This is a genomic window from Cryobacterium luteum (genome assembly GCF_900110125.1).
GTDB classification, from domain to species: Bacteria; Actinomycetota; Actinomycetes; order Actinomycetales; family Microbacteriaceae; genus Cryobacterium; species Cryobacterium luteum.
Map to the genome: position 1 here is coordinate 1 of NZ_FOCN01000067.1, position 1,442 is coordinate 1,442.

The 1,442-nt window shown below is 62.0% G+C and carries 2 protein-coding genes; both read right to left on the bottom strand.

Features of this window, described 5'->3' with window-relative positions:
* A partial coding sequence (locus tag BMW72_RS18230; RefSeq protein ID WP_139175939.1) for a hypothetical protein occupies nt 1-300 on the bottom strand: 300 nt, incomplete at its 3' end.
* A gap of 116 nt (nt 301-416) precedes the next feature.
* Nucleotides 417-992 carry a hypothetical protein gene (locus BMW72_RS18235; protein ID WP_134450415.1) on the bottom strand — a complete coding sequence of 192 codons (576 nt, stop codon included), beginning with the start codon at nt 990-992 and terminating at the stop codon, nt 417-419.
* Nucleotides 993-1,442: the final 450 nt, after the last annotated feature.

A 1,442-nucleotide genomic window follows, 5' to 3' on the forward strand; every position in this document is an offset into this window, starting at 1 on the left:
GGGTTCCATGCCGGTGGGGGTGGGGTAGGCGGGGAAGTTTTGCAGGTCGGAGACGCGCACGATGGTGGCGGGGGAGCAGACGGTGCAGGGGGTGGCCAGGATGTTGGGGTTGACCCAGGGGAGGAAGGTGCAGTTACCCAGGGGGAGTGATTCGAGGCCGAGCTTTCGGGGGTCGCCGCCGGGGCAAACGGGCTGTTCGGCGGGGGTGACCGCCCCGCTGCCTCCCTGTCGGGGGCCCGTGCCGGACCCGCCGGGACCGGACGTGGCATCTGCTGTCAGGTCGACGCTCGGACCAACCACGATTGCCTGCGCACGCGGACACGAGCCGTCAGCAAGTCCAGCTCGTGTGCAAATTTCGGCTCTCGCAGAATCCGCGACACCCATTGATCCGAAAACTAGAGCTACGACGACAGAAGCTAACAGAAATCTCGACCGGACCATACGTCTTCCTTGTCAACGAGGAGCGTGGATGGGCTACCAACGCTTGAGACGAAGCGAACCTGCAAGGGGACTCGATCAATTCGCTGTGCCGGCGTTACATCGGCCCCGGAAGCGTCGAGGAGTCGAAGCCCAGAAACATCGGAGCACATATACACTTCGACTTCGGCGAGACCGTAGGGCGAATCTGAGTAACGAATGAGAGCGATGGAGTCAAAACTGGACGCACCTTTACCAATGTGCCCGGCAGTTGAGAACGAATCGAGGGCCTGAACTACTTGCGGGAGGTAGGCCTCACTGACTGACGCGCTGACCTTCGTAAAATCCTTTGGCGCCGGGGCGCTTCGCATAACGTCGTCAGAAAGCGCTGCGTAGTTAGCATAGGCAGCCTTTGCGGCGGCCAGGGCCTCCTCGTTCGAGGAGAAGACCGGGGCAGTCTCGGTCGGCGCGGCTGTCGCATCGGCGATGGGTGATGCGGTGTCGCTGGGTGTGGGATTGGCGGAGCATCCGCTGAGCGTGGCGACGATCAGGAGCAATATGCCGACGGTTGTCACGGCTCTGTGGCGGGGGCGGTGCGGCGGCGGGGTTCGCATGCGGTCACCATAGACCGAATTGCTACAACCTTTCGATGTTTCCACAGGCTGGTTTTTCTGGCGAATTCGCGCTACGACCGGGCCGACTCTCTCCATTCCTGGGCCTTCGACGGTCGCAGTGTCGTGGCCCACGGGCCGGCGATGCCAAACGTGGCGGGCCAACGCCAACATTATGGCGGCCGTTCCGGGCCGCGCAGCGGAACGGCGCTGGCGAAGATGGGCGAGGGCCCGTGCTGATTGCGAAAACATTTCTTTGGGTATTCTTTTGCGGGTTTGATCGGTTTAGTGCTTGTAAGCATGATTTTTCCTCGGGAATGTCGGTGGTCGGGTGTTGACGTGAATCATGAACAACCTGGTGCTGGAGCTCACCCGCACGTCGGCCCTGGTGGCTGCGCTGGGTGATTCCAGTGC